Source organism: Sphingopyxis sp., from assembly GCF_036675685.1.
Classification (GTDB): domain Bacteria; phylum Pseudomonadota; class Alphaproteobacteria; order Sphingomonadales; family Sphingomonadaceae; genus Sphingopyxis.
Genome location: NZ_JAKFEM010000004.1, coordinates 25,685 through 51,333, shown reverse-complemented (window position 1 = coordinate 51,333; position 25,649 = coordinate 25,685). Strand labels below are relative to the sequence as shown.

Annotated in this window: 25 protein-coding genes, 1 tRNA gene and 1 riboswitch; of the genes, 14 read left to right on the top strand and 12 right to left on the bottom strand. The window is 66.2% G+C overall.

What is annotated here, in order from left to right:
- Nucleotides 1–20: 20 nt before the first annotated feature.
- The 5 genes from V6M50_RS01395 to V6M50_RS01375 all read left to right on the top strand — a co-directional run bounded on the left by V6M50_RS01395 (nt 21) and on the right by V6M50_RS01375 (nt 5,695).
- Nucleotides 21–1,106 carry a toll/interleukin-1 receptor domain-containing protein gene (locus V6M50_RS01395; protein WP_332816743.1) on the top strand — a complete coding sequence of 362 codons (1,086 nt, stop codon included), beginning with the start codon at nt 21–23 and terminating at the stop codon, nt 1,104–1,106.
- 110 nt (nt 1,107–1,216) lie between these two features.
- Nucleotides 1,217–2,614 carry an MATE family efflux transporter gene (locus tag V6M50_RS01390; RefSeq protein WP_332816742.1) on the top strand — a complete coding sequence of 466 codons (1,398 nt, stop codon included), beginning with the start codon at nt 1,217–1,219 and terminating at the stop codon, nt 2,612–2,614.
- 119 nt (nt 2,615–2,733) lie between these two features.
- Complete coding sequence (groES, locus tag V6M50_RS01385) at nt 2,734–3,021, top strand: co-chaperone GroES (protein ID WP_332816741.1); 288 nt, start codon at nt 2,734–2,736, stop codon at nt 3,019–3,021.
- Between the two features lie 78 nt (nt 3,022–3,099).
- A complete protein-coding gene (gene groL, locus V6M50_RS01380; protein WP_332816740.1) occupies nt 3,100–4,743 on the top strand; it encodes a chaperonin GroEL in 1,644 nt (547 codons plus the stop codon).
- 202 nt (nt 4,744–4,945) lie between these two features.
- Nucleotides 4,946–5,695: a glutaminyl-peptide cyclotransferase gene (locus tag V6M50_RS01375; protein WP_332816739.1), complete on the top strand. Its 750-nt coding sequence runs from the start codon at nt 4,946–4,948 to the stop codon at nt 5,693–5,695.
- Here V6M50_RS01375 and V6M50_RS01370 read toward each other — a convergent pair.
- The 4 genes from V6M50_RS01370 to V6M50_RS01355 all read right to left on the bottom strand — a co-directional run bounded on the left by V6M50_RS01370 (nt 5,692) and on the right by V6M50_RS01355 (nt 7,652).
- Nucleotides 5,692–6,369 carry a DJ-1/PfpI family protein gene (locus V6M50_RS01370; RefSeq protein ID WP_332816738.1) on the bottom strand — a complete coding sequence of 226 codons (678 nt, stop codon included), beginning with the start codon at nt 6,367–6,369 and terminating at the stop codon, nt 5,692–5,694. The genes V6M50_RS01375 and V6M50_RS01370 overlap by 4 nt on opposite strands.
- A 21-nt stretch (nt 6,370–6,390) precedes the next feature.
- Nucleotides 6,391–6,483, bottom strand: a riboswitch (ZMP/ZTP riboswitch).
- Between the two features lie 34 nt (nt 6,484–6,517).
- Nucleotides 6,518–6,730 carry a hypothetical protein gene (locus V6M50_RS01365; protein ID WP_332816737.1) on the bottom strand — a complete coding sequence of 71 codons (213 nt, stop codon included), beginning with the start codon at nt 6,728–6,730 and terminating at the stop codon, nt 6,518–6,520.
- A 79-nt stretch (nt 6,731–6,809) separates the two neighbouring features.
- Nucleotides 6,810–7,139 carry an entericidin EcnAB gene (locus V6M50_RS01360; RefSeq protein ID WP_332816736.1) on the bottom strand — a complete coding sequence of 110 codons (330 nt, stop codon included), beginning with the start codon at nt 7,137–7,139 and terminating at the stop codon, nt 6,810–6,812.
- A 180-nt stretch (nt 7,140–7,319) separates the two neighbouring features.
- Nucleotides 7,320–7,652 carry a hypothetical protein gene (locus tag V6M50_RS01355; protein ID WP_332816735.1) on the bottom strand — a complete coding sequence of 111 codons (333 nt, stop codon included), beginning with the start codon at nt 7,650–7,652 and terminating at the stop codon, nt 7,320–7,322.
- Nucleotides 7,653–7,881: 229 nt separating this feature from the next.
- On the opposite strand from V6M50_RS01355, the gene V6M50_RS01350 reads away from it, so the two are divergent.
- From V6M50_RS01350 to V6M50_RS01330, 5 genes are all read left to right on the top strand, one after another.
- Nucleotides 7,882–8,868, top strand: a complete 987-nt coding sequence (locus V6M50_RS01350; RefSeq protein ID WP_332816734.1) for an ArsR/SmtB family transcription factor — start codon at nt 7,882–7,884, stop codon at nt 8,866–8,868.
- Nucleotides 8,865–9,806: a methylenetetrahydrofolate reductase gene (gene metF, locus V6M50_RS01345; RefSeq protein ID WP_332816733.1), complete on the top strand. Its 942-nt coding sequence runs from the start codon at nt 8,865–8,867 to the stop codon at nt 9,804–9,806. Before V6M50_RS01350 ends, metF begins: the two co-directional genes overlap by 4 nt.
- Complete coding sequence (locus V6M50_RS01340) at nt 9,803–10,867, top strand: homocysteine S-methyltransferase family protein (protein ID WP_332816732.1); 1,065 nt, start codon at nt 9,803–9,805, stop codon at nt 10,865–10,867. Before metF ends, V6M50_RS01340 begins: the two co-directional genes overlap by 4 nt.
- A 120-nt stretch (nt 10,868–10,987) precedes the next feature.
- On the top strand, nt 10,988–13,600 hold the full coding sequence (metH, locus tag V6M50_RS01335; RefSeq protein WP_332816731.1) for a methionine synthase: 2,613 nt from the start codon (nt 10,988–10,990) through the stop codon (nt 13,598–13,600).
- A gap of 186 nt (nt 13,601–13,786) precedes the next feature.
- Nucleotides 13,787–14,746, top strand: a complete 960-nt coding sequence (locus V6M50_RS01330) for a right-handed parallel beta-helix repeat-containing protein (RefSeq protein WP_332816730.1) — start codon at nt 13,787–13,789, stop codon at nt 14,744–14,746.
- Between the two features lie 140 nt (nt 14,747–14,886).
- Here V6M50_RS01330 and V6M50_RS01325 read toward each other — a convergent pair whose 3' ends face one another.
- The 5 genes from V6M50_RS01325 to V6M50_RS01305 form a co-directional block, all read right to left on the bottom strand.
- Entirely contained in the window at nt 14,887–15,393 is a 507-nt protein-coding gene (locus tag V6M50_RS01325) for a YbjN domain-containing protein (RefSeq protein ID WP_332816729.1), read from the bottom strand.
- A 133-nt stretch (nt 15,394–15,526) separates the two neighbouring features.
- Nucleotides 15,527–15,871 (bottom strand): accessory factor UbiK family protein, encoded by a 345-nt coding sequence (locus V6M50_RS01320; RefSeq protein WP_332816728.1) that lies wholly within the window; start codon nt 15,869–15,871, stop codon nt 15,527–15,529.
- Between the two features lie 33 nt (nt 15,872–15,904).
- Nucleotides 15,905–16,456 carry a TspO/MBR family protein gene (locus tag V6M50_RS01315; RefSeq protein ID WP_332816727.1) on the bottom strand — a complete coding sequence of 184 codons (552 nt, stop codon included), beginning with the start codon at nt 16,454–16,456 and terminating at the stop codon, nt 15,905–15,907.
- 57 nt (nt 16,457–16,513) lie between these two features.
- Nucleotides 16,514–17,254, bottom strand: a complete 741-nt coding sequence (locus V6M50_RS01310; protein WP_332816726.1) for a TlyA family RNA methyltransferase — start codon at nt 17,252–17,254, stop codon at nt 16,514–16,516.
- Nucleotides 17,254–19,323: a protein-disulfide reductase DsbD family protein gene (locus V6M50_RS01305; protein WP_443030465.1), complete on the bottom strand. Its 2,070-nt coding sequence runs from the start codon at nt 19,321–19,323 to the stop codon at nt 17,254–17,256. The genes V6M50_RS01310 and V6M50_RS01305 overlap by 1 nt, the downstream gene beginning before the upstream one ends.
- 97 nt (nt 19,324–19,420) lie before the next feature.
- On the opposite strand from V6M50_RS01305, the gene V6M50_RS01300 reads away from it, so the two are divergent.
- Together V6M50_RS01300 and proC are read left to right on the top strand one after the other, a co-directional pair.
- Nucleotides 19,421–21,097 carry an alkaline phosphatase family protein gene (locus V6M50_RS01300; RefSeq protein WP_332816724.1) on the top strand — a complete coding sequence of 559 codons (1,677 nt, stop codon included), beginning with the start codon at nt 19,421–19,423 and terminating at the stop codon, nt 21,095–21,097.
- A gap of 19 nt (nt 21,098–21,116) precedes the next feature.
- Nucleotides 21,117–21,950 (top strand): pyrroline-5-carboxylate reductase, encoded by an 834-nt coding sequence (gene proC / locus V6M50_RS01295; protein WP_332816723.1) that lies wholly within the window; start codon nt 21,117–21,119, stop codon nt 21,948–21,950.
- On the opposite strand, the gene V6M50_RS01290 is transcribed toward proC, so the two are convergent.
- Nucleotides 21,951–22,463 carry a MarR family winged helix-turn-helix transcriptional regulator gene (locus V6M50_RS01290; protein ID WP_332816722.1) on the bottom strand — a complete coding sequence of 171 codons (513 nt, stop codon included), beginning with the start codon at nt 22,461–22,463 and terminating at the stop codon, nt 21,951–21,953.
- Nucleotides 22,464–22,541: 78 nt separating this feature from the next.
- On the opposite strand from V6M50_RS01290, the gene V6M50_RS01285 reads away from it, so the two are divergent.
- Together V6M50_RS01285 and V6M50_RS01280 are read left to right on the top strand one after the other, a co-directional pair.
- Entirely contained in the window at nt 22,542–23,627 is a 1,086-nt protein-coding gene (locus tag V6M50_RS01285; RefSeq protein WP_332816721.1) for a branched-chain amino acid aminotransferase, read from the top strand.
- Nucleotides 23,628–23,683: 56 nt separating this feature from the next.
- Nucleotides 23,684–23,758, top strand: a tRNA-Gln gene (locus V6M50_RS01280).
- Nucleotides 23,759–23,804: 46 nt separating this feature from the next.
- On the opposite strand, the gene V6M50_RS01275 is transcribed toward V6M50_RS01280, so the two are convergent.
- Together V6M50_RS01275 and V6M50_RS01270 are read right to left on the bottom strand one after the other, a co-directional pair.
- Entirely contained in the window at nt 23,805–24,446 is a 642-nt protein-coding gene (locus V6M50_RS01275) for a response regulator transcription factor (protein ID WP_332816720.1), read from the bottom strand.
- Nucleotides 24,443–25,606, bottom strand: a complete 1,164-nt coding sequence (locus tag V6M50_RS01270; protein WP_332816719.1) for a sensor histidine kinase — start codon at nt 25,604–25,606, stop codon at nt 24,443–24,445. The genes V6M50_RS01275 and V6M50_RS01270 overlap by 4 nt, the downstream gene beginning before the upstream one ends.
- Nucleotides 25,607–25,649: the final 43 nt, after the last annotated feature.

Sequence of the window (25,649 nt, the reverse complement as noted above, 5' to 3'; positions counted from 1 at the left end):
CCTGTGCGTTCAGGCAAGAGATGACCGACGTCTTCATCAGCTACAAGCGCGAGGAGCGCGCGCGCTGCGTTGCGATCTATAACGCGCTCGTCGACCTGAAGCTGTCGGTGTGGTTCGACGCGCATATCGAACCCGGCACCGATTTCGACCGCGAGATCGAGCGCGAGGTACGCCGCGCCAAGGCGGTGCTCGTTCTCTGGTCCGAGCTGGCCGCCGACAGCGACTGGATCCGCGCCGAGGCGCGGACCGGGCGGCAGAGCGAAAGGCTGGTTGCGGCGCGGCTCGACGATTGCCTGCCGCCGCTCGAATTCGCCTCGGTACAGGCGGTCGACCTGTTCGACCGTCCCGATTTTCTGTCGGGTGAGGGCTGGCGGCAAATCGTGGCGCGGATCGGCCGCCTTGTCGGACGGCCCGGGCTCGGCGATTATCTGCGCTGCGAACAGTCGGCCGATGCAGGCCAGTGGCGCGGCTGGATCGCGGGCAACGCGGGCGATCCGCTGGCAGGCAGGGCGCGCGAACGCCTGGCGGCCCTTGCGGGCGCCAAAGCCGAAGCCACGCCTTTGCCCATCGCCGACCGTCCGGAAACGACGCCGGCGGCGACCGACGTCGCCCCGGACCGGCTCGGCCATGTCGGCGCGTTCGTGCGTCGCCACCGCTTGATCGCACTCGCCGCGATCGGCGTCGCGCTGTTGATCTGGGCGGCGTCGGCTTATTGGTCCGGACAGCCGGTGGGCGCGCCGGTTGATAGCGGCGCGTCGGCGTCGTCGGAGGCCGAGATGCCGTCAGGCCCGCCCCCGGCGGTCGTTTCGGACATCACCGAGGCGTTCGTTCCTAAGGAATTGGGCTCGGCGGCTTGCAATACGGGACCTTATCCAATCGCTTTCGACAGCGCGATGGCGGCGATCACGCCCGATTCGCGCACCATGCTCGACATGCTGGGCAAGGTCGCGCGCGATTGCGGCGGCAGGGTCGAAATCGTCGGACCGAACGACCGGATGACCGCGGTCGTGCAAAATTATCTGGAGGCGCGGGGCGTCGCGTCGCGAAATATCGCTCGCCGCACCTCGGGCAGGGCGGGCTCGTCGGTCGAAATCACGCTGCGTTGACGCGCACGTATCGGCAGCTGTTGCCAAATTGCCACCCCCTTGATCCGAAAAGCGGAATGACCGACGCGCGGGATTGAAGCGTAGCTTCGCCGCGCCTATCCGGGCCGGCTATGCTGCAGCAGGCTGCCCCTTTGACCGCGGAAACGCCGCAGAGTCTTCGCAAGGAATTCCGGGCGACGCTCGCGCTTGCCGTGCCGCTGGCGGCCGCGAACCTGCTGCAGATGATGGTGCATGCGATCGACGTGATTTTCGTCGCGCGGCTTGGTGACGCGGCGCTCGCGGCCTCGTCGCTCGGCGTAGCGATTTTCGGCCTGCTGCTCTGGACAGGCAGCGGGCTGATCGGCGCGTCGGCGCCGCTGATCGCTGCCGAACTCGGGCGCCGCAAGCATGCCGTGCGCGAGGTTCGGCGCACCGTGCGCATGGCGCTGTGGCTCAGCGCGCTGGTTTCGCTCCTGTTCATGGGCATCTGCGCCGCGGGCGGGCCGATCATGCTCGCGACCGGGCAACCGGCGGAAACCTCCGCGCGCGCCGCCGGCTTCCTGCTGATCCTGATGTGGGGGATGTTCCCGATGATCGCGGCGGCGGTGCTGCGCATCTTCGTCTCGGCGCTCGGGCGCGCGACGATCGCGACCGCGATCACCTTCGGGGCGCTTTTCGTCAACGCGCTCGGCAACTGGGTGCTGGTGTTCGGCAACCTCGGCATGCCCGCGCTCGGCCTGCACGGCTCGGCGATCTCGAGCGTGATGACCAGCTTTCTGATGCTCATCGCCTATGTCGTCGTCATCCAGAGCGACCGGCGCCTCCGGCGCTATCATCTGTTCGGAAACTGGTGGCGGACCGAATGGTCGCGCTTCTTCGATATGCTGCGCATCGGCACGCCGATCAGCCTGACCATTTTGGCCGAGGCGGGGCTATTCACCGGCGCCGCTTTCCTGATGGGGCGGATCGGCGAAACCGAGTTGGCCGGGCATACGATCGCGCTCCAGGTCGCCGCGCTCGCTTTCCAGATCCCGTTCGGGGTGGCGCAGGCGGCGACGATCCGCGTCGGGCTTGCCTATGGTGCACGCAGCCATCGCGGCATTGCGCATGCGGGGCAGGCGTCGCTCGTGCTCGGCATCGGCTTCATGGCGTTCACTGCGCTCATCATGTGGCTGTTCCCGTCGCTCGTCCTGTCGATCTATGTCGATGTCGATGCGGCACGCAACGCGGCGCTCGTCGGCTTTGCCATGCAGTTCCTCGTCGTCGCCGCCGCCTTCCAGCTGTTCGACGGCGCGCAGGCGGTTGCCGCCGGGGTGCTGCGCGGACTGCAGGACACGCGCACCCCGATGATCATCGCGATCTGTGGCTACTGGATCGCGGGCTATGGCACCGCCATTTACCTCGGCTTCTGGACTCCGCTTCAGGGAGTCGGTGTGTGGATCGGGCTGGCGGTCGGGCTGATCGTCGTCGCCGCGCTGCTGCTGCTCCGGTGGCGGATGCGCGGCCGTCTCGGCCTTCTCCCGGCCTGACGCAAAAATCTTGCCGGGGCGCTTGACGCCTATCGGACTCCCACCCATATGGCCAACTGTTAGCACTCGCACCCTGTGAGTGCTAAATCGACATCCATTGCACTTCTGGAGAGATATCCATGCAATTTCGTCCGCTGCACGACCGCGTGCTCGTCCGCCGTATCGAAGCCGAAGAAAAGACGGCTGGCGGCATCATCATCCCCGACACCGCCAAGGAAAAGCCGCAGGAAGGCGAAGTCGTCGCCGTCGGCACCGGCGCGCGCGCCGATGATGGCAAGATCACTCCCCTCGACGTCAAGTCGGGCGACCGTATCCTGTTCGGCAAATGGTCGGGCACCGAGGTCAAGGTCGACGGCGAAGAGCTGCTGATCATGAAGGAATCGGACATTCTGGGCGTCATCGCCTGAACCAGTCCGCGCGTCCGCTTGGGCGCGATTTCAGAATGAAGCTGCGCAGTTTTCTGCGCCTTTGAAAGGAATAAGCACATGGCTGCTAAAGACGTCAAATTTTCGCGCGACGCGCGTGAGCGCATCATGCGCGGTGTCGACATCCTCGCCGACGCGGTGAAGGTCACGCTGGGCCCCAAGGGCCGCAACGTCGTCATCGACAAGAGCTTCGGCGCCCCCCGCATCACCAAGGACGGCGTCACCGTCGCCAAGGAAATCGAACTCAAGGACAAGTTCGAGAATATGGGCGCGCAGATGGTCCGCGAAGTCGCTTCGAAGACCAACGACCTCGCCGGCGACGGCACGACCACCGCGACCGTCCTGGCGCAGGCGATCGTCCGCGAAGGCATGAAGTCGGTTGCCGCCGGCATGAACCCGATGGACCTGAAGCGCGGCATCGATATTGCGGTTACCAAGGTCGTGGAAACGATCAAGGCGCAGTCGAAGCCGGTTTCGGGCACCGCCGAAATCGCGCAGGTCGGCATCATTTCGGCTAACGGCGACACCGAAGTCGGCGAGAAGATCGCCCAGGCGATGGACAAGGTCGGCAAGGAAGGCGTGATCACCGTCGAGGAAGCCAAGGGCCTCGATTTCGAGCTCGACGTCGTCGAAGGCATGCAGTTCGACCGCGGTTACCTGAGCCCCTATTTCATCACCAACCCGGAAAAGATGCTCGTCGAGCTCACCGATCCGTACATCCTGATCTTCGAAAAGAAGCTGTCGAACCTCCAGTCGATGCTGCCGATCCTCGAAGCCGTGGTGCAGTCGGGCCGTCCGCTCCTCATCATCGCCGAAGACATCGAAGGCGAAGCGCTCGCGACGCTGGTGGTCAACCGTCTGCGCGGCGGCCTGAAGGTCGCAGCGGTCAAGGCACCGGGCTTCGGCGATCGCCGCAAGGCGATGCTGCAGGACATCGCGATCCTGACCAACGGCGAGATGATTAGCGAAGACCTGGGCATCAAGCTGGAAACCGTCACGCTGAACATGCTGGGCCAGGCCAAGCGCGTCACCATCGACAAGGATAACACCACGATCGTCGACGGTGCCGGCGATGCCGACACGATCAAGGGCCGCGTCGAACAGATCCGTGCGCAGATCGAAACGACGACCAGCGACTATGACAAGGAAAAGCTGCAGGAACGTCTGGCGAAGCTCGCCGGCGGCGTTGCGGTCATCAAGGTCGGCGGCGCGTCGGAAGTCGAAGTGAAGGAACGCAAGGATCGCGTCGACGACGCCCTCCACGCGACCCGCGCTGCGGTCGAAGAAGGCATTGTCCCCGGCGGCGGTACGGCGCTGCTCTATGCCACCAAGGCGCTCGAAGGCCTGTCGGGCATCAACGAAGACCAGACCCGCGGCATCGACATCATCCGTCGCGCGCTGCAGGCTCCGGTTCGCCAGATCGCCGAAAACGCGGGCTTCGACGGCGGTGTCGTCGCCGGCAAGCTGTTCGACCAGAAGGACAGCAACTTCGGCTTCAACGCCTCGACCGACGTCTATGAAGACCTCGTCAAGGCGGGTGTCATCGACCCGACCAAGGTCGTGCGCGTCGCGTTGCAGGATGCGGCCTCGGTCGCCGGCCTGCTGATCACCACCGAAGCCGGCATCGCCGAATCGCCCGACGACAAGCCCGCCATGCCCATGGGCGGCGGCGGCATGGGCGGCATGGGCGGCATGGACTTCTAAAGTCCGACCGTTCGGCACCAGCTGAGAAACGGGGCCGGGGGAGAAATCCTCCGGCCCCTTTTTTGGTCCACTCGTCACCCCGGACTTGATCCGGGGTCCATCGCGGCAATCGCGCTCATGGATGCCGGATCAAGTCCGGCGTGACGAAATAGGGGAGGCGGGACATTGCCAGTTAAGGCGATGCGGCATAGCTAGGGCGGCGATGATGTTGGTTCTTGCTCTCGCCCTGCTTGCGGACCCCGCGCCGCCGCCGATCGAACGCTGCGGTTATCATATCGTTCAGACGTTTCCGCACGATGCAACCAGCTTCACCCAGGGGCTCTTCTGGGACGATGGCCATCTTTATGAAGGCACCGGCCAGTATGGCCGCTCGCGGATCGCCCGGCTCGACCTTCAGACCGGCAAGGCGGTCGCCCAGACCAAGCTGCCGTCCGATCAGTTCGGCGAAGGCATCACACGCTGGCAGGACCAGATCATCGGCGTCACCTGGCAGGGCGGCGTCGGCCATCGCTGGCAGATCAAGGACCTGAAGCGCGTCGGCACCTTCCGCTATGAAGGCGAAGGCTGGGGGCTGACCATGGTCGGCGACAGCCTGGTGCTGAGCGACGGCACCCCGGAGCTCCGTTTCCTCGACCCCGCGACGATGAAAGAGCAAAAGCGCGTCACCGTACGCTTCGGCAGCCGGCCGTTGCCGATGGTCAACGAGCTTGAGACGATCGACGGCGAAATCTGGGCCAATGTCTGGATGACCGACATGATCGTGCGGATCGACCCCGCGAGCGGCAATATCAAATCCTGGGTCGACCTTTCGGGGCTGAAGGAGGCGGCCGGCGCTTCGGGGAGCGACAGCGTGCTCAACGGCATCGCGTGGGACGCGACGAAGAAGCGCCTCTTCGTCACCGGCAAATATTGGCCCAAACTGTACGAGATCACGCTCGCCGATTGTCGCTAGCCGGTGAGGGCTTGCTCCATTCGCGCCGCCGCGGCGTCATAGACGCGCGCCTTCAATCCCGCGGTGACCGCTGCGGGCGCGCGGTCGGGGTGACCGCCGATGAAGGGCGGGGCAGGATCATATTCGATCGCGAGCTGGATCGCCTGCGCCACCGCATCGCCCCGCAGCCGCGCGATCAGCGTCAGCGCGAAATCGAGCCCCGACGTCACCCCGCCGCTGGTGACGACGTTGCCGTGCTCGACGACGCGGGCGTTTACGGGCTCGGCACCAACCAGCGGCAGCAAATGGACATAGGCCCAGTGCGTCGTCGCGCGCTTGCCCGCGAGCAATCCCGCGCGGCCGAGCAGGAAGGCGCCGGTGCACACGCTCGTCACCCACTGCGCCCCCGCGGCCTGCCGCGCGATGAAATCGATCGTCGCAGCATCGCCCAGCGCGTCGGCAACGCCGTGCCCGCCCGGCACGCAAAGGATGTCGGCTTGCGGGCAGCCCTCGAAATCATGCGTCGGCAGAATTGAAAAGCCGCTGTCGGTTGCGATCGGACCGAGGCTGGCGGCGGCACCGGCCAGTATCGCACCGGGTATGCGGCTCAATGCCTGCGCGGGGGCGGTAAAGTCGAGCTGGGTGATGCCGGGAAAGAGCAGGAAGACGATCGTGGTGGCGGGCATGTCGGTCATGCGGATGTCCTTGCGCTGGCGGTGGATCACCCAGGCGCGCGGCTCATATCGGCGTGTCGGCCGGCCCCGCTTCCCGATGGGACTCCATCTTCAGCGCCAGTTGCGAGGCGGTTTCAGTCTAACGCTGCCGGGTGCGCAGGGGAAGGCGCTATTTGTCGGCCTTCGCTGCATCGCCGGGCGGCTTGCCAGCCTCGGCGGGTGGGGCGCTGTCGCGGCTTTCGAGCATTTCGGCGGCATCGTCGAGCGCTTTCGCCTCGCTGACGGTCACGCCGCCGGGGCCGGGCTCGTTGTCGGTTCGGCTGCACCCCGCGGTCAGGGCCAGCACGGTGAGCGCGACGCTCGCCATCCGGAGATTTGCCATAGCATAGGTTTCCACGAAAAAGGGCCCCATCCGATATGGATGGAGCCCCTCAATATCAGCCCGAAGGCGTGCCGACGACTTACTTCTTGTCGTTGGCTTCGGCCTTCTTGGTTTCTTCGGCGATCTTGTCGCCGGCCTTGTCGGCGGCTTCGCCGGCGGCGTTCACCGTGCCTTCGACGGCATTGCCGGCCTTGTCGGCGGCAGCGGCGGTCGCGGCAGCGGCGTCGTCGGCGGCAGCGGCAGTCGCGTCCGCAGCATCGGCAGCGCCTTCGGCAACCGCATCGCCCGCGGCGGCGGCGTCGTCAGCGACGGCACCGGCGGCTTCCGAGGTTTCGTCCTTGGCCTTTTCCGAGCAGGCGGCGAGGCTGAAAGCCGCGGCGGCTATCGAGGCGATGATGATCTTGCGCATGGATTATTCCTTTCGAATGCAATGACCGGGCGGCCGGCCATAGGGATTGAGAGTTAACGACGGATCAGGGGCTTGGCAACTGGGCTACACGGCGCCTGATCCAAAAGGAAAGGGGCCGCCGGCAAACCGGCGACCCCCCAATATCTTCAGCGTTCCTTCGGCCTGAGGCCGGAAAGAAGCTTACTTCTTGGCTTCTTCCATCGCGCCCTTGGCGGCGTCGGCAGCTTCCTTGGCAGCGCCGGCAGCTTCGGTCGCCTTGTCGGCAGCCTTTGCGGCGTCGCCCGTAGCAGCGGCGTCGGCCGCGGCGTCGGCAGCGGCACCGGCTTCGCCAGCAGCAGCGGCAGTCGCGTCGGCAGCGCCTTCGGCGGCTTCCATCGCGCCGTCAGCAGCGCCTTCGACGGTCGCAGCTGCGTCTTCGGTCGTCGCAGCCGCGTCGTCGGCAGCCTTTTCGGCGCAGGCAGCGAGGCCCAGCGAGGCGGCGAGGACGAGCGACAGAGTGATCGATTTCTTCATTTGGGAATACCCCTCTCGGATGGAACTGATCGATCGGCACAGGAACAGATCGATCCCGAAAATTGCCAATCGCGCGCAGAATTAACCCCTCGCCAAAAGGGGTGCAACGTCCTTTTTGCGAGAACGCAGGTCTTTTGTCGCAATTCCGACCCACTCCCGTCGTGCGCCGCAGAAATAGCGGCGCCATGCTCGGTTGACCAGATATAAAGAAAGCTTTATATGTCAATCCATGAGCGAGTTGATCGACATTTTTCGCGCCTTGGCGGACCCGACGCGATTGCGAGTCGTCGCGCTTTTGCGCGAGATGGAACTGGCGATCGGCGAACTTGCGGTGGTGCTCGACCAGAGCCAGCCGCGCGTGTCGCGCCATGTGCGCATCCTCGTCGAGGCCGGAATCGTCGAACGGCGGCGCGAAGGGAGCTGGGTTTTCCTGCGGATTGCCGAAAGCGGACCGATCGCCGACATTATCGGACAGGCCGAGAAGTGGCCCTTTTCGGCGCGCGAGGCGCTGGTCATCGCGCATGACGCGCGGCGGCTGACCGCGGTGCGCGACGAACGCGCCGCGGTTGCCGAACGCTATTTTGCCGAACATGCCGCCGAGTGGGACGCGATCCGCTCGCGCCATGTCGCCGAGAGTGAGGTCGAGGCGGCGATGCTGGCGATGATGCACAATCGCCGGCTCGGTCATCTGCTCGACATCGGCACGGGCACCGGTCGGATGGCCGAAATTTTCGCGCCGACCGTGCGCCGGATCACCGCGCTCGACCGCAGTCCCGAAATGCTGCGCATCGCGCGTGCCAAACTGGCGGGGCAGGCGGTTCCGGTCGACCTGGTGCAGGGCGATTTCCTCGATCTGCCGGTCGCCGATGCCAGCATCGACAGCATCGTCATCCACCAGGCGCTCCACTTCGCGCACGAACCCGACCGGGTGATTGCCGAGGCGAGCCGCGTGCTGCGCGGCGGCGGACACCTGCTCGTCGTCGACTTTGCACCGCACGAGGATGAAGAATTGCGCAACCTCGCGGCGCACGCGCGCCTCGGTTTTTCGGACGCGCAGATCCGCGGCTGGTTCGCGTCGGCGGGGCTCCTGCTCGAAACCACGCAGACGCTGGAAGGCGGGGAGCTGGCCGTGAAGCTATGGCTCGGCCGCCGCCGCAGCGATGAAGATCAAACCCCTGTCACCGGTGATGGGCAAAGTAAAAGGCTTGCGGCATGACGTCGAACTTGAACTCGCTGGCGGAGGCACGCCGCGCCGCGGCCTCGCCGCTCTTTGCCAATCTTGAAGGCGACATCGGCGTCAGCTTCGAATTCTTCCCGCCCAAGACCGAGAAGATGGAAGCGCAGCTGTGGGATACGTTCCGCACGCTCGAACCGCTCGGGCCGCGCTTTGTTTCGGTCACCTATGGCGCCGGCGGATCGACGCGCGAGCGCACCCACGCGACCGTCGCGCGCATCGCCGCCGAAAGCCGCGTTCCGCCCGCGGCGCACCTGACCTGCGTCGAGGCGTCGCGCGCGGAGATCGACGAGGTGGCGCAGGCTTATTGGGAGGCCGGTGTGCGGCATATCGTCGCGCTGCGCGGCGACGTGCCCGGCGGCGCGCCCTATCGTCCGCATCCCGATGGCTATGCGAATGCGATCGAACTGGTCGCGGGGCTGAAGGCCATCGCGCCGTTTGATATTTCGGTCGCGGCCTATCCCGAAGTGCATCCCGACGCCGACTGCGCCGAATCCGACCTCGATAACCTCAAGCGCAAGCTCGACGCCGGGGCGACGCGCGCGATTACGCAGTTCTTTTTCTCGCCCGACAGCTTTCTGCGTTTCCGCGATGCGGCGGCGGCGGCGGGGATCGACGCGCCGATCGTGCCTGGTATCCTGCCCGTATCGAACGTGTCGCAGACGCGGCGCATGGCCGACATGTGCGGCACCGCGATCCCGGGCTGGATGATTTCGCTGTTCGAAGGGCTCGACGACCTGCCCGCGGCGCGCCAGCTGGTTGCGGCGACGATCGCGGCGGAAATGTGCCGTCGGCTCTATGCGGGCGGGGTTCGCGATTTCCACTTCTACACGCTCAACCGGGCGGAGCTCAGCTACGCCATCTGCCACCTGCTCGGCTTGCGCCCGGCGGCGGCCCCAGCGACGGAGAAAGCCGCATGACCGCCAATTCGACCACGAGCGCACGCGAAGCCCTGCAGGCGGCTGCCAAGGAGCGCATCCTGCTCACCGACGGCGGTTGGGGCACCCAGATCCAGGATCGCAAGCTCGTCGAGGCTGACTATGCGGGCAATCTCGGCCTGTCGCACGACCAGAAGGGCAACAACGACATCCTCGCGCTGACGCGTCCCGACGTCGTGACCGCGATCGGCGAGGCTTATCTGGCAGCCGGGTCGGACATCGTGTCGACGAATACCTTCAGCGCCAACACCATCAGCCAGGCCGATTATGGCGCCGAGCATCTGGTCGCCGACATCAATCATGAAAGCGCACGGCTGGGGCGCGAGGCGGCCGACAAATATGAGGCCCTCGACGGGCGGCGGCGTTTCGTCGCGGGCGCGGTCGGGCCGACGAACAAGACATTGTCGCTGTCGCCCGACGTCAACAATCCCGGTTATCGCGAGATCGATTTCGACGAATTGAAGAATGTCTATCTGGGTCAGGTCGTGGCCTTGGCCGAGGGCGGAGCCGACTTCATCCTGATCGAGACGATCTTCGACACGCTCAACGCCAAGGCGGGCATCGCCGCGACGCTCGAGGCCGAGGCGAAGGTGGGGCGCGAACTGCCGCTGATGATCTCGATGACGCTGACCGACCTGTCGGGGCGCAACCTGTCGGGGCATACCGTCGAGGCCTTCTGGTATGCGGTGCGTCATGCGCGGCCGCTGACGATCGGGCTCAACTGCTCGTTCGGAGCGGCGCAGCTTCGCCCGCACGTCCGCGTGCTCTCCGATCTCGCCGACGCGCTGGTGATGGTCTACCCGAACGCCGGCCTGCCCAACGAACTCGGCGAATATGACGAGATGCCCGACACCACCGCGGGGCTGGTCCGCGAATGGGCCGAGCATGGCCAGGTCAATATCCTCGGCGGCTGCTGCGGTTCGACGCCGGCGCATATCGCGGCGATGGCGCAGGCGGTCGCGGGGCTCGCGCCGCGGCATATTCCCGATGTGCCGGTGCGGACGCGGCTTGCGGGGCTCGAGCCGTTTACGATGGCGGCCTAGTCCCTCTCCCGCTTGCGGGAGGGGACTAGGGGAGGGCTTGTTGCCTCCCGCACCGCCCGAGAATTGAGACAGACCTCCCCCGACCCCTCCCGCAAGCGGGAGGGGAGAAGAAGAGACAAGATGACCACCGCCTCCTCCGCCAATTTCGTCAATATCGGCGAACGCACCAACGTTACCGGATCGGCGGCGTTCAAGAAGCTGATCCTCGCTGACGATTATGCGGCGGCGGTCGAGGTCGCGCGCCAGCAGGTCGAGAATGGCGCGCAGGTCATCGACGTCAACATGGACGAGGGCCTGCTCGACGCCGAATATGCGATGACGACCTTTTTGAAACTCATCGCCGCCGAGCCCGACATCGCGCGCGTGCCGGTGATGATCGACAGTTCGAAATGGAGCGTCATCGAGGCGGGGCTGAAATGCGTGCCCGGCAAGCCGATCGTCAATTCGATCAGCATGAAGGAGGGCGAGGAACCTTTCCTCGAACATGCGAAGAAATGCATGGCCTATGGCGCGGCGGTCGTCGTGATGGCGTTCGACGAGGTCGGGCAGGCCGACACGATGGAACGCAAGATCGAGATTTGCGAGCGCGCCTACAAGCTGCTCACCGGCATCGGCTTTCCGCCCGAAGACATCATCTTCGATCCCAATGTCTTTGCGATCGCGACGGGGCTGGAAGAGCATGACAATTACGCCGTCGATTTCATCGAAGCGGTGAAAGTCATCCGCGTCCGCTGCCCGCACGTCCATTTCTCGGGCGGATTGTCGAACCTGTCGTTCGGTTTTCGCGGCAACGAGGTCGTGCGCCGCGCGATGCACAGTGTGTTCCTCTATTATGCGATCCCCGCCGGGCTCGACATGGCGATCGTCAACGCGGGGCAGCTCGACGTCTATGATACAATCGACCCCGAACTCCGCCAAGCGTGCGAAGATGTCGTGCTCAACCGCAAGGTCGAGGGTGAGGCCGAAAGCCCGACCGAACGGCTGATCGCGCTCGCCGAACGCTATAAGGGCACCAGTGCCGCGCAGGAAAAGGCCGCCGAGGAATGGCGCGGCTGGGAGGTCGCCAAGCGGCTCGAACATGCGCTGGTGAAGGGCATCGACGCCTATGTCGTCGACGATACCGAGGAAATGCGGCTGTTGATGCCGCGGCCGATCGAGGTGATCGAGGGACCGCTGATGGACGGGATGAACGTCGTTGGCGACCTGTTCGGGTCGGGAAAGATGTTCCTGCCGCAGGTCGTCAAATCGGCGCGCGTGATGAAGAAGGCGGTCGCGCATCTGCTGCCCTTCATCGAAGCGGCGAAGGAGCCGGGCGCGAAGGGCAAGGGCAAGGTCGTGATGGCGACCGTGAAGGGCGACGTCCATGACATCGGCAAGAATATCGTCGGCGTCGTGCTGCAATGTAACGGGTTCGAGATCGTCGACCTGGGCGTCATGGTGCCCTGGTCGAAGATCCTCGAGGCGGCGAACGAGAATGACGCCGACATGATCGGCCTCTCGGGGCTGATCACCCCGTCGCTCGACGAGATGGTCACGGTGGCCGAGGAAATGCAGCGCGCGGGGATGACGATGCCGCTGCTGATCGGCGGCGCGACGACGTCGAAGGTGCACACCGCGCTGCGCATCGATGTGGCGTACAAGGGGCCCGTGCTCCACGTCCTCGACGCGAGCCGCGCGGTTGGCGTCGCGACCGCGCTGGTCAGCGACACCGGGCGCGATGCCTATGTGAAGGGGTTCAAGGACGATTATGAGCATGTCCGCGACGTTCGTGCGAACAAGGGGCAGAGCGCGCTGATCCCGATCGAGGATGCGCGCGCCAACGGCTTCGCGATCGACGAGCATATCCGCCCGTTTCCGCCCGAGAACCCCGGCGTGCATGTCTTCGACAATTGGGATCTCGCCGAACTGGTCGAATGGATCGACTGGACGCCTTTCTTCCGCGCGTGGGAACTGGCGGGCAATTATCCCGCGATTCTGACCGATCCGGTCGTGGGCGAAAGCGCGTCGAGCTTGTACGCCGATGCGCGCGCGATGCTCGACAAGATCGTCGGCGAAGGCTGGCTGACCGCGCGCGGGGTAGCGGGGCTGTGGCCGTGCCGGCGCGAGGGTGACGATGTCATTCTGCATCTGGAGGATGAGCATGTCCGCATCCCCTTCCTGCGGCAGCAGATCGCCAAGCGCGAGGGCCGTCCGAACATGTGCCTCGCCGATTTCGTCAGCGACGACGGCGACTGGATCGGCGGCTTTTCGGTCGCGATCCATGGCATCGAGCCGCACCTCGCGCGCTTCAAGGCGGCGTATGACGATTATAGCGACATCTTGCTGAAGGCGCTCGCCGACCGCTTTGCCGAGGCTTTTGCCGAGCGCCTCCACGCGCATGTCCGCACCGACCTGTGGGGTTATGCTCCGGGCGAGCAACTGACGCCCGAGGCGATCGTCAAGGAAGAATATCGCGGTATTCGGCCGGCGCCAGGCTACCCCGCGTGCCCCGATCACAGCCTGAAGCCGATCCTGTTCGAGCTGCTCGACGCGGGAACGAATTCGGGCGCGATCCTGACCGAGAGTTTCGCGATGCTGCCGACGGCGGCGGTGTCGGGCTTCTATTTCGGGCATCCCGACGCGAGCTATTTCGGGGTCGCGCGAGTGGGTCCGGACCAGCTCGCGGATTATGCGGCAAGGCGCGGCGTCGACATCGAAACCGCGACGCGCTGGCTGCGGCCCAATCTGGATTGACCAAAATCTCGTCACCCCGGACTGGATCCGGGGTCCATGGACGCTGCGGTCGAAGATGGACCCCGGATCCAGTCCGGGGTGACGATGGTTTAATATCTCGCTGCGGCGACGTCCGATAAGGGGACAGGGGAGCGGTTAACCAGCTTAGCGAACGACTGCCGCCGCCGAAGTTGCTATAAAGCGGCGATGTTCCAGATGCTGCTCCGCCGGCCTATGCTGCCGCTCCTCGCCCTGCCGCTCCTCCTCGCGCCGGTGCCGCTGCCCGCGCAGCCGGGTTCCGGACCCTATGTTGTCGCCGAATCGGGCCGCAGTTTCGGACGCCTTCAGGATGCCGTCGACGCGATCGGCGAGGGCGAGGGCACGATCCGCGTTGCTCCCGGCTATCACCGCGACTGCGCGGTGCAGACCGCAGGCCGCATCACCTTCGTCGCGGTCGAGCCCGGCCGCGCGATCTTCGATGGCGTGGCGTGCGAGGGCAAGGCGGCGCTGGTGCTGCGCGGCGCCGGCGCGCGCGTCGACGGGCTGGTATTCCAGAATATGCGCGTGCCCGACGGCAATGGCGCGGGTATCCGGCTTGAAAAGAGCGACCTAGACGTCGTGAACAGCCTGTTTCGGGGCAGCGAGGAAGGCATCCTGACCGCGGATGATCCAGCCGCGACGCTGACGATCGACCGTTCGACCTTCTCGCGCCTCGGGCGTTGCGACCGGGGGCTCAGCTGCGCGCATAGTGTCTATACCGGCGCTTATGGCCGGGTTGCGGTCACGCGTACGCGCTTCGAAAAGGGCAATGGGGGACATTATCTGAAGACGCGCGCCGCGCGTGTCGACATCAACGACAACAGCTTCGACGACACGCAGGGGAAGGCGACCAATTATATGATCGACCTGCCGGCGGGTTCGACCGGCCGCGTCGTGAACAATCTGCTCGTGCAAGGGCGCGACAAGGAAAATCATTCGGCGCTGATCGCGGTCGCGGCCGAGGCACGCGACAATCCATCGCGCGGTTTGGTTATCGAGGGCAATCGCGCGAGCATTCCGCAGGATATTGGCCGCAAATCGGTGTTCGTCGCCGATTGGAGCGGCGAAGCGCTGGCGATCGGGCCGAACGAGCTGGGACCGGGATTGGTGCGGTTCGAGAAGCGCTGAACGATTCATCAACTCCGTTAGTTCTGAGGAGGGACTGAGCCTCGGCGAAGGCTCGTCTCGAAGGACGCGTACGCAACGATCCTTCGAGACGCCATTTCGACAAGCTCAATGGCTCCTCAGGACAAGCGGGAAAGGGAGACTTACGCCTCGCCGCGCGTTTCGATGAGCGATGCGGCGAGCGCTTCGGCGGGCGATTTGCCGCCCCACAACACGAACTGGAACACCGGGTAGAAGCGCTCGCACTCGTCGATCGCGCTCTCGACCAGCGTTTCGGTGAGGTCGAGCGGCAGCGAGGCGTCGGCGCCGAGCAGCATGCCATGGCGGAACAGGATCGTGCCGCTGTTCGACCACAGCTCGAAATGGCCGAGCCACAATTGCTCGTTGATCAGCGCGAGCGCCTCGTGCGCGGCGGCGCGCTTGTCCTCGACGACGCGGATGTCGGGAAAGGCGAGCAACTGGATGACGCCGTCGTCGGCGCGCCATACGGCGCGGAGCTCGTAGGTCGTCCAGCTGCCCTGCGCGGTCGCGACGATCTCGTCCTCGCCGACCATTTCGTGCGGCCAGTCGTGCGCGGCGAAATAGGACGCCAGCATCTCCATCGGTGCGGCTTCCTGGCCGTCTTCGTCGTCGTAGATATCTTCACTCATGCGCGCGCCTTTAGCGGGTTCGATCCATGCTGGCGAGTCCAGCAAACGCTGTCGCCCCCGCGAAGGCGGGGGCCGCAAGAGGCATTGCGCAAGGTTGCCAGCGGCCCCTGCCTTCGCAGGGGCGACGCCATCATCAGGCCTTGGGCTTACGCGCCGCGGGCTTGGCGGCCGGTTTCGCGGCGGCAGGCTTTGCCGCGGCCTTCGGCGCCGCCGCTGCCTTGGGGGCCGCTGCGGGCTTCGCCGCGCTTTCCAGCTTGTCGAGCCGCGCCTTCAGCGCTTCGGCTTCGGCGCGCGCCTTGGCGGCCATTTGCTTCACCGCCTCGAATTCCTCGCGGCTGACGAAATCCATGCGGCCGACCCATTCCTTGGCGCGTTCGCGCATCGCGGCTTCGGCTTCGCGGCCGGCGCCCGCGACGGTTCCGGCGATGCCGTTCACCATCTTGGCCAGATCGTCGAAAATGCGGTTTTCGCTCTGCATGTCATATTCCTTCGGCGTGTGCTTCCCTTGCCGTCACCCTATCTGGGTGCTGGCGGCGGCCGGGACAAGGGTTTCGGCGTCGGGATTGCGCTCGTCGATCTGGAAATTGAGGATCGCGGCGAAGGTCAGCCACGCCATATAGGGCACAAGCAGCCACGCCGCCGCCCTGCGGATCGGCGCAAAGGCAAAGGTGGTCGCGACGGTGATCATCAGGATGAAAATGATGAGATAGAGCGCGGTCGTGACCTGGTGCTGGCCGAAGAAAAGCGGCGACCAGGCGAAATTGGCGATCAGCTGGACGAAAAAGAGCAGCAGCGCGAAACCGCGCCCCTTGGCGCCGCGCGCGTGGAGGATCATCGCGAGCGCAAGGCCGAGGCAGATGTAGAGGAGCGGCCAGACGGTCGCGAACACCCAGTCCGCGGGCGTGATGGCGGGCAGGTCGAGCGCGTCGAACCAGCGATTGCCGTATCCGCCGTTCGACAAAAGGCCCGACAGGCTGCCGAGCAAGACGATCGCCGGGACAGTGACGAGCGCCCAGCGCAAATAGGACATGCGAAGTTGGCCTTGGGTAGCAATCTCGCTCATGCGCTGTGGTTCCCCCGATTCTGCGGGGTCAAGGTGTTGCGGCTGGCGCGTCCAGCGTCAAGCGGCTCGCTTCGTCGCAGCGATCAGGAATTCGACATTGCCCTCGGGGCCGGTGATCGGGCTTTCGACGAGGTCGAGCACGGCCCAGCCCTCGCCCTCGATCCAGTCGCGCACTTCGGCGCAGACGCGTGCATGGACCGCGGCGTCGCGGATGACGCCTTTCTTGCCGACCTCGTGCCGTTCAGCCTCGAACTGCGGCTTGATGAGCGCCACCATGCGTGCACCCTCCTTGGCGAAAGTCATCGGCACCGGCAGCACCTTCGACAGCGCGATAAAGCTTGCGTCGCAGACGATCAGGTCGATGGGTTCGGGAATGTGCGCCGCGGTCAGGATGCGCGCGCTCGTTTGTTCGTGGACGATGACACGCTCGTCCTGCCGCAGTTTCCACGCGAGCTGGTTGGTGCCCGAGTCCACGGCATAGACCCGCACGACGCCGCGGCTGAGCATCACGTCTGTGAAGCCGCCGGTCGACGATCCGACGTCGATTGCTACCGCGCCCGCTACATTCCAGCCGAGGTGCGCCAGCGCATGGTCGAGCTTGATCCCGCCGCGCGACACCCACGGATGGTCGCGGCCCTTGACGCTGATCTCGGCATCCTCGGCGACCTGCTGCCCCGCCTTGTCGATCTTGCGGTCGCCGACGAAGGCGAGCCCGGCGAGGATCAGCGCCTGCGCGCGGGTCCGGCTTTCGGCGAGGCCGCGGTCGACGAGCAGCTGATCGGCGCGCTGTTTGGGCATCACAGCTTCGCCTTGTCGGCGAGCAGGCCGGGGGTCAGAATCTGCGGCAGGATTTCGGGCCGCGCCGTGCCGGGAGCGTACCACAGATAGAGCGGCACGCTGTTGCGGCCGTGCTCGGCGAGCGTGCGGGTGATGACCGGGTCGCCATTGGTCCAGTCGCCGACGAGGGTGACGACGCCCGCCTTGTCGAACGCCTTCTGCACCGCCTCGCGATTGATTGCCCCCGCCTCGTTCGCCTTGCACGACAAGCACCAGTCGGCGGTAAAATAGACGAAGACGGGCTTGCCGGTGGCGCGGGCTTTGGTGAGGGCTTCGGGGGAGAAATCATTCGATCGCACCGCGCCCGCAACCGTGTTCGGCCGCTCCGACGCCAGCTCGTAGGCGAAGGCGGCGGTCAAAAGCAGTGGAAGGACGAGGAGGAGGTAGCCCGCTCGACCGCGATCCGGGCCCTTTTGCCAATGGCCGAGGCAGGCGAGCATCAGCGCCCACAGGACGATGAAGGTGCCGAGCGAAGACCAGCCCCAATCATCCGCCTGCCGGACAAACAGCCACGCCAGTGCCAGCGTGGTGAGCGCCATTGGCAGGGCCATCCATTTGCGGAATGTCGCCATCCATGGACCCGGTTTGGGCAAGCGATTGCGTAGCGCCGGGAGGAACCCGATGGCGAGAAAGGGCAGGGCAAGCCCCAGTCCCAACCCGCCGAAGATCGGCAGCGCCGCCCAAGCGGGTAGCACCAGTGTCGCACCGAGCGCGGCTCCGAGTAGCGGGCCGCTGCACGGCGTCGCGACGAAGGCGGCAAGGGCGCCTGTCCAGAAGCCGCCGGCGGCGCCCTCCTTCGTCGCGAGAGCCTGTCCGCCACCCAAAGAGGGTAGCTCATAGATGCCCAGGAGATTCAACGTGATGGCCAGCGCGAGGACTAGCAGGACCAGCACACTCGCGGGATGTTGCAACTGGAACGCCCAACCGACCTGTTCGCCCGCCGCGCGCAGCGCAAGCAGCGCGCCGCCGAGCAGCAGCGCGGTGACGACCGCGCCCGCCGTATAGGCAAGCGCCTCGACTTTTGCTGAGCGCGCATTGCCACCCGAGCGCGCGAGGCTCAGCGCCTTGAGGCTCAGGATCGGGAAGACGCACGGCATCAGGTTGAGGATCAGCCCGCCGAGGATCGCGCCGCCGAGCGCGGTCCAGAACAGGCTCAGGTCGATGCCATTCTCCCGCCCGGCGATCGTCTTGCCCGCTGCGGGGACATCTCCGGGTTCGAGCCGCACCGAAAGCCCGCGCCCGCCGCCGAGCTTCAGCAGCGCCGCGATAGGTCCCGCGGCTTCGCCCTTGGTGCGCGTCTCGACGATGATCTGGTCACCATTGCGGCTGAAGGATTGCGGCGCGGCATAATCGACGAGGTTCTGCGTCTCGACGAACAGGTGCGGGGCGTCGAGCGCGGTGCTGGCGGGGAGGGGAACGGCGACGCGCACCATGTTGCCGCGCCGTTCCCATGTGCCATTGCGGTCGAGCGGTTGCGGCAGCAGGGCGCGCCAGCCGTCGAAGCGCGCGCGCGACGCTGCCGGGATCGCCCCGTCGCCCGCCTTGAGCGCGACCGAAATCACTGCCTTTTCGGGGACGCATACCTTGTCGGTGCAGGCGAGCCAGTTGGCGACGCCCGACAGCGTCAGGTCGGTGCCGGGTGCGACACTCTTGTCGATGCGGACATCGGCGAGCAGCACGTAAGGATGCTCATAGACATGGTTCATCATGCCGAAGAGGATCAGCGCGTCGGGGACAGGGTAACGGAAGGGCGCGACTGTCACGCCCTCGGGTGCATTCCATTCGACCGACAGGCCGAAACCCGCGTCGCCGCCATTGGCCCAATAGCCGTGCCACGTCTTTTCGGGCGTCATCGTCAGCGCGAGCGTCGCCCTGCCGCCGGGCGCTGGCACGGCCGATTCGGCGATCAGCTTGGGCTGGATGTGCGTCGATTGGCCGCGTGCCGGGGCGAGCGCGAGCAGGGCAAGCGCCAGCATCGCAACAATCATCCGCCACGCACTTGTCACAAAAGCGTCCCTGCCGCGATCCATGCCCGTCCTGTATCCGTCCGTCGTTCGAGGCTTGCCATATAGGCGGCTTTCGTCGAGAGGACAGCCCGCGCTGATACCCCCTGACGGAGAGCCGCCCGTGAAGCTGAAATATCTGACCACCGCCCTTGCCGCCGTCATCTGCCTCGCTGGCACCGGTGCCAGCCTCGCGCAGGATTCGACGCCCCCGGTCCAGAAGGTGACAGCCGCGACGCCGCCGCCGAAGCTGATCGTGATGGTCGCGGTCGACCAGTTTTCCGCCGACCTGTTCGCCGAATATCGCGGACATTTCACCGGCGGGCTCGCGCGCCTCGCTTCGGGTGTGGTTTTCCCGTCGGGCTATCAGGCGCATGGCGCGACCGAAACCTGCCCCGGCCATTCGACGATCCTGACCGGCAGCCATCCCGCGCGCACGGGCATCATCGCGAATAATTATTTCGACCTGTCGGTGGGGCGCGAGGACAAGCGCATCTATTGCGCCGAGGACGAAAGCGTCGCCGGCGCCACGTCGGGCAGCGGCAAATATGCCCCGTCGGTCAAGCATCTGCTCGTCCCGACGCTCGGCGACCTGATGAAGGCGCGCGATCCGAAGGCGCAGGTCGTGTCGGTCGCGGGCAAGGACCGCGCTGCGATCATGATGGGCGGGCATCAGGCCGACGAACTGATGTGGCTCGCCCCCACCGGCCTCACCAGCTATCGCGGCACCACATTGTCGCCGACCGCGACGCAGGCGAGCGCCGCGATCGCCGCCGCGATTGCCCAGCCACGCCCCGGTCTGGCTTTGCCCGCCGATTGCACCGCGCACGACATTGCGATCCCGATCGGCGACAAGGGCGGCTCGGTCGGCACCGGCCGCCTCGCGCGCGAGGGCGGCGACTTCCGCCGCTTCATGGCCTCGCCCGAGGCCGATGGCGCGGTGCTCGCGACCGCCGCTGCGCTCCGCCAGGTGCGCAAGATGGGCGAAGGCAGCGGGACCGACCTTTTGATCGTCGGCCTGTCGGCGACCGATTATGTCGGCCATGGCGCCGGCACCGAAGGCAGCGAGATGTGCCTCCAGATGGCCGGGCTCGATCGCGAGCTGGGCGACTTTTTCGCGCGGCTCGACGCGACGGGCATCGATTACGCCGTCGCGCTCACCGCCGATCATGGCGGCCACGATATGCCCGAACGCAACCGCCAGAATGCCTGGCCTGCCGCCGAACGCGTCGACAAGGCGCTCGACGGCGAAGCGATGGGCAAGGCGGTCGCCGAAAAGCTCGGCCTGCCGCAGCCCCTGCTCTATGCCGACGGCCCGTTCGGCGACATGTATCTGTCGAAGGCGCTGACCCCCGCGCAGCGCAAGGCGGCGATGGCCGAGTTCGTTGCCCGCTATCGCGCGCACCCGCAGGTCGAAGCGGTCGTTACCGCCGAGGAACTCGTGAGCCGACCGATCTCGAAGCAGGCGCCCGACACCTGGAGCCTGCTCGACAAGCTGCGCGCCTCTTATAGCCCGGCACGCTCGGGCGATTTCATCGTCGTGCTGAAGCCGCGCGTTACCCCGATCCCCGAATCGGGACTCGGCTATGTCGCGACGCACGGGTCGGTGTGGGATTATGACCGGCGCGTGCCGATCCTCTTCTGGCGCAAGGGGCTCGCCGGCTTCGAACAGCCCAATGCCGTGATGACCGTGGATATTTTGCCGACACTGGCTTCGCTGATCAGCCTGCCCGTCGATGCGGGCAAGATCGACGGCCGCTGCCTCGACCTGTTGTCAGGTCTCGAGAGCAGTTGCCGCTAAGGAACGAAAAGAAATTGTTATGACGAACGCTTTGCGGAACTTTCCCGGCCGAATCCTGCTGGTCGGCTGCGGCAATATGGCGGGTGCGATGCTCGATCGCTGGCTGGCGGCGGGACTTGACCCGGCTTCGGTGGCGATCGTCGATCCCTTTGCCGCGCCGCGCGAAGGCATTGTCCCGCACGCGTCGCTCGGCGAATGGCAGGCCGCGGGCGGCAGCGCCGACTGGATCATGCTCGGCATGAAGCCGCAGCAACTGAGCGAGGTGGCGGACATTCTCGCGCCGCTGGCGACCGGCGACGTCCATCTGCTGTCGATCCTCGCGGGCGTTTCGCTCGCCGACCTCGCCGCGCGCTTCCCCGATGCCGGGGCGCAGGTCCGCATCCTCCCCAACCTTGCCGCGCGCATCGGCGCCGGCGTGACCGCCGTGGCGACGCTGGGCAGGGCCGACGCCGCCGCGATCGATGCGCTGCTCGATCCGCTCGGCCACACCGTGACGCTCGACGACGATTCGACGATGGATCTCGTCACCGCCTTTACCGGCAGCGGCCCCGCCTTCGTCTTTCGGCTGATCGAATCCTATGCGGCGGCAGGCGAACGGCTCGGCCTGTCGCCGGAGGACGCACTGGCGCTGGCGACCGCGACCTTTGGCGGCGCAACCGCGCTGCTTGCCGACAGCGGCGAAAAGCCCGGCGTGCTGATCGCGCAGGTTGCGAGCAAGGGCGGCACTACGCAGGCGGGGCTCGATGTGCTCGACAGCGACGGCCAGCTCGCCGCGCTCCTGACCAATGTGCTGCGCGCGGCGCGCGATCGCGGGCGCGAGCTCGCCGACATCGCGCGCGGCGAGGGCGCCTGATTAGCTGGGATCGCGGCCCAGCGCCGCGATCCGCGCGCGATCGCGTGCAGGAATCAGCGCTTCGTTGACGTGCCAGAACCCCGTCACCGCCTGTTGCCCCGTGTGGGTATAAGCGCGGCTCATCGTATCGCGCAGCAGGGTGAAGATCGCGGCCTCGAGCGCACGGCCGCCGTCGGTCAGGCGCAGCTCCTTCTGGCGCCGGTCGCGGTTGCCCGGCCGCGTTGTGAGGAGGTCGCGCGCCTCCAGCTCTTTCACCACGCGCCCGAGCGACTGCTTGGTGATGCCGAGCAGTGCGAGCAGGTCCGAGATCGTGAGGCCCGGCTGCCGCGCCATAAAATAGAGCGCGCGATAATGCGCGCGGCCGATGTCATTTTCGGCGAGCCGTGCGTCGATCGCCCGCCACAGCGAAGCATGGGCGAAAAACAGAAATTCGATACCGCGGCGAACTTCGTCTTCGCGCAAGAAAAGGGCTGAGGCAGCGGGCACTTGTGAAAGAAAATTTTCATCCGGCATAGTCGCTACCGTTGCGCGCCGCGCCCGTCTTTGGCAAGAGGCGCGCACCATAGACCCCCAAGCCACAGGGATTTTTGCATGTCCGCTCCCGCTTTTGCCCATCTGCCGCACCCCAATCCGATTGCGGACGATGTACGGGCGGCGGCGATTGCGGATCCGGTGTTCGGGCGCGTCTTCACCGATCATATGGTGTCGATCCGCTATACCGAAGGGAAGGGCTGGCACGACGCGCAGGTGATGCCGCGCGGGCCGCTGACGCTCGATCCGGCGACCGCGGTGCTCCATTATGCGCAGGAAATCTTCGAAGGGCTGAAGGCGTATCGCCTCGACGACGGGTCGATGGCGCTGTTCCGGGTCGAGGCGAATGCGGCGCGCTTCAACGCGAGCGCGCGCCGCATGGCGATGGCCGAACTGCCCGAGGAGCTGTTCATCGCGGCGGTGAAGGAAGCCGTCGCCGCCGACGCCGGCTGGTTCCCGCCGGTCGATGGCGGTGCGCTGTATCTGCGCCCCTTCATGTTCGCGAGCGAAGTGTTCCTCGGCGTCAAGCCCGCGGCCGAGTATCAGTTCCTCGTCATCACCTCGCCGGTCGGCAATTATTTCAAGTCGGGAGCGCCCGCGATCTCGCTCTGGGTGTCGGAAGACTATACCCGCGCCGCGCCCGGCGGCACGGGCGCCGCCAAATGCGGCGGCAATTACGCCTCCAGCCTCGTCGCGCAGCGCGAGGCGATCGCCAAGGGGCACGACCAGGTCGTTTTCCTCGACGCCGCCGAACATCGCTGGATCGAGGAACTGGGCGGCATGAACATGTTCTTCGTGTTCGACGACGGCAGCATCGTCACCCCGCCGCTCACCGGCACGATCCTGCCCGGCATCACGCGCGATGCGATCATCACGCTGGCGCGCGCCGCCGGGCTGACGGTGCGCGAGGAACCCTATGCGATCGACCAGTGGCAGGCCGATGCGCAAAGCGGCCGCCTGACCGAAAGCTTCGCCTGCGGCACCGCCGCGGTGGTGACCCCGGTGGGCAAGGTGACGCGTGGGCAGGACAGTTTCACTATCGGCGCGGGTGGCCCCGGACAGATCACGACGACGCTGAAGGACAAGCTCGTCGACATCCAGCGCGGCCGCGCCGAGGATGTTCACGGCTGGGTGACGCGGCTCTGACCCGTTAGCTTGCCAAGCGGCCGTCAGGCGCTATAGACGCGCTCGCACCGGCCCGTTGGGGCGTCGCCAAGTGGTAAGGCAGCGGCTTTTGATGCCGCCATTCGCAGGTTCGAATCCTGCCGCCCCAGCCAGCCGGTGTATCTCGGCTTGTCTTGCAAGCGCGCAGCCCCGCTGCCGTCACACCAAATGATTCTGGAGCGCGATCAATACCGCCTTGGTGCGGTCGGTGACCCCGAGCTTGGAAAAGATGTTGGAGACGTGGTTCCGCACCGTGCCCTCGCCAAGGTTGAGCGCGGCGGCGATCTGGGGATTGGAAATGCCGCTCGTCAGCAGCTTGAGCACGTCGCGTTCGCGCGAGGTCAGGGCCTCGGGCGTGTCGAAGACGTCCTGCCGCCAGCCGGTGCTAGTCGCGGGTTGCGCAGGACCCGTCGCCAACGGCGCATAGAGGAAGGTCCCGCCGGCCGCGACCGCCCTGATCGCCTCGACCAGGGTTTCGGCGGTCACGCCCTTGAGCAGGAATCCGCGCGCGCCTGCGCGGATGCCGCCGACCAGCGCGGCATCGTCCTCGAAGGTGGTGAGGAGCAATGTCGGCGGCAGCGCGCCGCGCGCGGCAAGCGCGCTCACGACCTGCACGCCGTGGAGCTTGGGCATGCGGACGTCGAGCAACAGCACATCGGGCTTGCATCGAAGAACGGCGTCGATCGCCGCTTCGCCGTCCTCGGCCTCGGCGATGACCTCGATCCCCTCGAACAGCGCGAGCAGGGCACGAAGCCCGCTGCGCATGAGCGCCTGGTCGTCGGCCAGGCAGACGCGGATCATGCCAGCGCCCCGAACGCCGGGATCTGGCCGCTGACGGTGAAGCCGCGGCCGGGCGCAGCGGCGATCGAAAGCTTGCCGCCCAGCAGCTCGAAGCGCTCGCGCATGCCGCCGAGGCCGGCACCCTCGATGGCCGCGCCCCCGCGGCCGTCGTCGCTGCCGGTGATGACGAGCGCGCCGTCGTCGGCCTGGCGAAGCTCGATCACCAGCTCTTTCGCGTCGGCATGGCGGAGCGCGTTGGTGATCAGTTCCTGCACGCAGCGCAGGATGGTGTCGGCGCGCGGCGCGTCGAGCGCGAACAAATTGTCGGGAAACACCAGCCGCACCTTGAGCCCGACGACGCTTTCGGTGAGCGAAAGCAAGGTCGCGCGCAGGTCCACAGGCTGGATACGGATCGCGTTGACGGCCGCGCGTACCTCGTCGAGCAATCCCCCGGCCAGATCGCGGGCATGCCCCAGATGCGTCGCGGCCGTGCCCTCGGTTGTGCGGCTGGCGACGTCGAGGTGGATCGCGAGGCTGGTGAGATTGTGGCCCAGCGCGTCGTGGAGATCGCGTGAGATGCGCAGGCGTTCGGCCATCCGCGCGCTTTCGGTCAGCAGCGCATGCGTGGCGCGAAGCTCGTCATTGGCCCTTGCGAGGCTGGCCCTGGCAGCGGCTTCGCCGCGCGCGAGATGCGCGGCGCTGACCGCGAAGAACTCGAAGCCGAAGGTTGTGACCAGCACCAGCCAGTTCATCATGTCCGGCGACGGCACGCAATTCAGCAGCGCGAGCACGGCCGACTGTGCCCCAACCGCGATCAGCGCCGTCCGCAATGACGCCGCCCATGCGATCTGCCAGGCGATGACGACCATCAGGACGGTCACGATAAAGCTGGGATATATCCAGATCATGCCCATCGCCGCCGCGCTCTGGATCACGAGCAACGCCCAATGTCGACGGCTGCCGGGCTCGACGCGCGCCGCTAGCACATAAGCGGCGATCAGGACGGTGAAGCCGATGGCCATCTTGACCGGCCAATAGGATGTCCCGGTCAGCATGTGCTGCTCGAAGAAGCCGCTGTAGATGGCTTTCAGCACCGCCGCGGCGATGAGCAGGGCGCAGCCGACCCGGACGAGCGCGGTGCTCGGCGAAGCGTGATCGTGGGCGTGCGTGACTGGCTCCATATCGCGCGCAGTTTAGCGCGGCTCGCCCACGCTGTCACATGAC

Coding starts and splice junctions, on each gene's coding strand:
- V6M50_RS01275 (WP_332816720.1), bottom strand. CDS start 24,446: ATGATCCGCGTCTGCCTGGCCGACGACCAGGCGCTCATGCGCAGCGGG.
- V6M50_RS01375 (WP_332816739.1), top strand. CDS start 4,946: ATGATGTTGGTTCTTGCTCTCGCCCTGCTTGCGGACCCCGCGCCGCCG.
- V6M50_RS01285 (WP_332816721.1), top strand. CDS start 22,542: ATGTCCGCTCCCGCTTTTGCCCATCTGCCGCACCCCAATCCGATTGCG.
- V6M50_RS01320 (WP_332816728.1), bottom strand. CDS start 15,871: ATGCAGAGCGAAAACCGCATTTTCGACGATCTGGCCAAGATGGTGAAC.
- V6M50_RS01365 (WP_332816737.1), bottom strand. CDS start 6,730: ATGGCAAATCTCCGGATGGCGAGCGTCGCGCTCACCGTGCTGGCCCTG.
- V6M50_RS01370 (WP_332816738.1), bottom strand. CDS start 6,369: ATGACCGACATGCCCGCCACCACGATCGTCTTCCTGCTCTTTCCCGGC.
- V6M50_RS01310 (WP_332816726.1), bottom strand. CDS start 17,254: ATGCCCAAACAGCGCGCCGATCAGCTGCTCGTCGACCGCGGCCTCGCC.
- V6M50_RS01350 (WP_332816734.1), top strand. CDS start 7,882: ATGAGCGAGTTGATCGACATTTTTCGCGCCTTGGCGGACCCGACGCGA.
- V6M50_RS01355 (WP_332816735.1), bottom strand. CDS start 7,652: ATGAAGAAATCGATCACTCTGTCGCTCGTCCTCGCCGCCTCGCTGGGC.
- V6M50_RS01290 (WP_332816722.1), bottom strand. CDS start 22,463: ATGCCGGATGAAAATTTTCTTTCACAAGTGCCCGCTGCCTCAGCCCTT.
- V6M50_RS01325 (WP_332816729.1), bottom strand. CDS start 15,393: ATGAGTGAAGATATCTACGACGACGAAGACGGCCAGGAAGCCGCACCG.
- V6M50_RS01315 (WP_332816727.1), bottom strand. CDS start 16,456: ATGAGCGAGATTGCTACCCAAGGCCAACTTCGCATGTCCTATTTGCGC.
- metH (WP_332816731.1), top strand. CDS start 10,988: ATGACCACCGCCTCCTCCGCCAATTTCGTCAATATCGGCGAACGCACC.
- V6M50_RS01395 (WP_332816743.1), top strand. CDS start 21: ATGACCGACGTCTTCATCAGCTACAAGCGCGAGGAGCGCGCGCGCTGC.
- V6M50_RS01330 (WP_332816730.1), top strand. CDS start 13,787: ATGTTCCAGATGCTGCTCCGCCGGCCTATGCTGCCGCTCCTCGCCCTG.
- groL (WP_332816740.1), top strand. CDS start 3,100: ATGGCTGCTAAAGACGTCAAATTTTCGCGCGACGCGCGTGAGCGCATC.
- groES (WP_332816741.1), top strand. CDS start 2,734: ATGCAATTTCGTCCGCTGCACGACCGCGTGCTCGTCCGCCGTATCGAA.
- V6M50_RS01360 (WP_332816736.1), bottom strand. CDS start 7,139: ATGCGCAAGATCATCATCGCCTCGATAGCCGCCGCGGCTTTCAGCCTC.
- V6M50_RS01305 (WP_443030465.1), bottom strand. CDS start 19,323: ATGGATCGCGGCAGGGACGCTTTTGTGACAAGTGCGTGGCGGATGATT.
- V6M50_RS01390 (WP_332816742.1), top strand. CDS start 1,217: ATGCTGCAGCAGGCTGCCCCTTTGACCGCGGAAACGCCGCAGAGTCTT.
- proC (WP_332816723.1), top strand. CDS start 21,117: ATGACGAACGCTTTGCGGAACTTTCCCGGCCGAATCCTGCTGGTCGGC.
- V6M50_RS01270 (WP_332816719.1), bottom strand. CDS start 25,606: ATGGAGCCAGTCACGCACGCCCACGATCACGCTTCGCCGAGCACCGCG.
- metF (WP_332816733.1), top strand. CDS start 8,865: ATGACGTCGAACTTGAACTCGCTGGCGGAGGCACGCCGCGCCGCGGCC.
- V6M50_RS01340 (WP_332816732.1), top strand. CDS start 9,803: ATGACCGCCAATTCGACCACGAGCGCACGCGAAGCCCTGCAGGCGGCT.